General features: G+C 45.2%; 6 protein-coding genes. All 6 read right to left on the reverse strand.

The features are described from left to right. The coding region (gene rplL, locus A3761_RS17285) for a 50S ribosomal protein L7/L12 (RefSeq protein ID WP_068750583.1) at positions 1–293 on the reverse strand (293 nt) is incomplete at its 3' end. Between the two features lie 38 nt (positions 294–331). Beyond that, positions 332–862 carry a 50S ribosomal protein L10 gene (gene rplJ / locus A3761_RS17290; RefSeq protein ID WP_068507430.1) on the reverse strand — a complete coding sequence of 177 codons (531 nt, stop codon included), beginning with the start codon at positions 860–862 and terminating at the stop codon, positions 332–334. A 226-nt stretch (positions 863–1,088) separates the two neighbouring features. After that, complete coding sequence (gene rplA / locus A3761_RS17295) at positions 1,089–1,787, reverse strand: 50S ribosomal protein L1 (protein ID WP_068553378.1); 699 nt, start codon at positions 1,785–1,787, stop codon at positions 1,089–1,091. Then, positions 1,787–2,221 (reverse strand): 50S ribosomal protein L11, encoded by a 435-nt coding sequence (rplK, locus tag A3761_RS17300; protein ID WP_068507436.1) that lies wholly within the window; start codon positions 2,219–2,221, stop codon positions 1,787–1,789. The genes rplA and rplK overlap by 1 nt, the downstream gene beginning before the upstream one ends. Before the next feature lie 99 nt (positions 2,222–2,320). Next, entirely contained in the window at positions 2,321–2,854 is a 534-nt protein-coding gene (gene nusG / locus A3761_RS17305; protein ID WP_068507438.1) for a transcription termination/antitermination protein NusG, read from the reverse strand. 13 nt (positions 2,855–2,867) lie between these two features. Beyond that, the coding region (gene secE / locus A3761_RS17310) for a preprotein translocase subunit SecE (RefSeq protein ID WP_068750585.1) at positions 2,868–3,203 on the reverse strand (336 nt) is incomplete at its 5' end.

Here is a 3,203-nt window from a genome sequence, read left to right on the forward strand (position 1 = left end):
GATGGAGCACCATCAACCATTGCTTTCGCTTCTTTAAGGCCAAGACCTGTAAGAGCACGAACTGCTTTGATTACGTTAACTTTCTTGTCGCCAGCGCCTGCAAGAACAACGTCAAACTCAGTCTGTTCAGCGGCAGCAGCACCACCAGCGTCACCGCCAGCAGCAGGAGCAGCAGCTACAGCAGCAGCTGCAGATACGCCGAATTTCTCTTCCATTGCTTCAACTAGTTCAACAACGTCCATTACGCTCATTTCAGCGATTGCATTTAAAATATCGTCTTTAGATAGAGACATGGTCCCATTCTCCTAAATGTAAGTTATATAAAAAATAATTAAGCTGCGTCTTTCTTCTGATCGCGAACTGCTGCCACTGCACGAGTAACCTTCGAAGGAACTTCGTTGAATGTACGTGCAAGCTTGGTAATAGGTGCTTGAATAACGCTGGCCAACATGCCCAACGCCTGATCGCGCGTTGGCAACTTAGCCAAACGATCGATCTGATCTGCACCCAGTAGTTCACCACCAACCGCTAATGCTTTTATCTCGAATGCTTCTTTTTCTTTAGCAAAATCTTTCAACAAGCGCGCTGCCGCACCTGGATCTTCCAAAGAAAATGCAAGAATTGTTGGACCAACCAACGCTTCAGCTGCACATTCAAACTCTGTTCCTTCTACCGCACGCTTTGCTAAGGTGTTTCGAACGACACGAAGATAAACTCCGCCTTCACGAGCTTCTTTACGAAGGCCTGTCATATCATTAGCGTCAACGCCATGATAATCAGCCATCACAAGAGATAAAGCACCGCCAGCAACTTCGTTGACTTCGGCGACAATCGCCTTTTTGTCTTCGATTCCAATTGCCATTGGTTTTCTCCTCAAGAGAGTCAGCCGAAGCTGACCACTTAGTTCCACCCCCTGTTAGCATAAACAGGGAGCGACCTACGGCGGAGATACAACTCATTTAAGAGAGTCCACACACCGTCTGCGCAGGAGATTAAGTTAGCACTCTAAATTAATAAATAGCCAACACCTGCGGTCTTTGACAGCCCGAGCTAGGCTCAGACTCCAAAGTATTCTTTAACATATCTTCTTATGAAGACACTGAGCTCTGATCAATAAGTAGACCAGGACCCATTGTTGAAGAAAGTGTAACTTTCTTCAAATAAACACCTTTTGCAGAAGCAGGCTTAGCCTTCTTCAAGTCAGCCAACAATGCTTCGATATTCTGTTTAATCGAATCAGCTGAGAACTCAACATTACCAACGATAGTATGAACAATACCGTTCTTGTCAGTTCTATAACGAACCTGACCAGCTTTTGCATTTTTAACGGCAGTCGCTACGTCTGGCGTCACTGTACCAACTTTCGGGTTTGGCATTAGACCGCGTGGACCAAGAATTTGACCTAACTGACCAACTACACGCATTGCGTCCGGAGATGCAACAACTACGTCAAAATCCATGTTTCCAGCTTTAACTTCAGCAGCCAACTCGTCCATACCAACGATATCAGCACCAGCTTCTTTAGCTTTCTCTGCATTTTCACCTTGAGTAAACACAGCAACACGAACTGTTTTGCCAGTTCCATTTGGTAGTACTGTAGAACCTCGAACAGCCTGGTCAGATTTACGCGCATCAACACCTAGGTTGATAGCAACATCTACCGACTCAGTAAACTTAACACCGTTTGAAAGCTCAGCAAGCAAAGCTACCGCTTCTTCTACCGTGTACGCTTTTTCTGCTTGAACTTTTTCCTGCACCAACTTTTGGCGCTTTGTTAATTTTGCCATTAGTTAACACCCTCAGTATTAAGTCCCATGCTACGCGCTGTACCAGCAATAATTCTTACTGCAGCATCCATATCACCTGCATTTAAGTCAGGGTCTTTAGTTTTAGCAATTTCTTCTAACTGAGCGCGAGTAACAGTTCCAACCTTCTCAGTATTAGGACGACCGCTACCACTAGTGATACCAGCAGCTTTCTTCAACAGAATAGATGCAGGTGGGGTCTTCATGACAAAAGTAAAACTCTTGTCACTATATACAGAAATTACAACAGGAACTGGCAGACCTGGTTCAACACCTTGAGTCTGAGCGTTAAACGCTTTACAGAATTCCATGATGTTAACACCGTGCTGACCTAGTGCAGGACCAACCGGCGGACTTGGATTCGCTTTACCAGCGGCTACCTGAAGCTTGATATAAGCATCAACTTTCTTTGCCATTTTTTACTCCTTCGGGTTCAAACGCTTCAATAGCTCCCCGTATAGACAGAAAAAGCCCACTTTGCAGTTCGCAAAGTGAGCAGATAAAATCTTACTTGCTTAGTCTTTTTCTACTTGCCCAAACTCTAGTTCGACAGGGGTAGAGCGACCAAAAATCAGAACCGCTACTTTAACGCGGCTCTTCTCGTAATCTACTTCCTCAACAACACCATTAAAGTCTGCAAACGGCCCATCGATAACCCGAACCACTTCACCAGCTTCAAACAAGGTCTTAGGACGAGGTTTCTCTGCACCCGTCTCTATCTTCTGAAGAATCGTATCAGCTTCACGATCAGTAATTGGCACAGGTCTTTCAGCAGTACCACCAATAAAGCCTAACACTCTTGGAGTGGACTTAACCAAATGCCAAGCATCGTCGTCCATTTCCATTTGCACAAGAACGTAGCCTGGATAAAACTTACGCTCACTCTTGCGCTTTTTACCTTCGCGCATTTCTACCACTTCCTCTGTAGGAACCAGTATTTCACCAAATTTTGCTTCCAAGCCTTTCAAAGCAACCTGCTCTTGCAACGAGCGCATTACCTGCTTTTCGTAACCTGAATAGGCATGAACTACATACCAAGCTTTGGACATCGTGATTCTCCTACTACCCTATAATACTGGAAACAATCCAGCCGATCAGGGAGTCGACACCCCATAAAATAAGCGCAACCACTAACACAAAAACAACAACTATCATTGTCGTCTGGGTCAACTCTTGCTTAGTAGGCCATACAACCTTACGAATCTCTAAACGAGCTTCAGAGACCAACTTCGCAAAGGCCTGCCCTTTTGTCGTTTGAACGGCAACCCATCCAGCAACAAATGCCAAAACAAGTAGCGCAAGCACTCTGTACAACAGAGATTCTGCTTCAAAATAGTAGTTACCCACCACGCCCGCTGACACCAAACAAAGCACCAACAACCACTTCAGCGTATCTAG

It is taken from the genome of Oleiphilus sp. HI0123 (assembly GCF_001635315.1).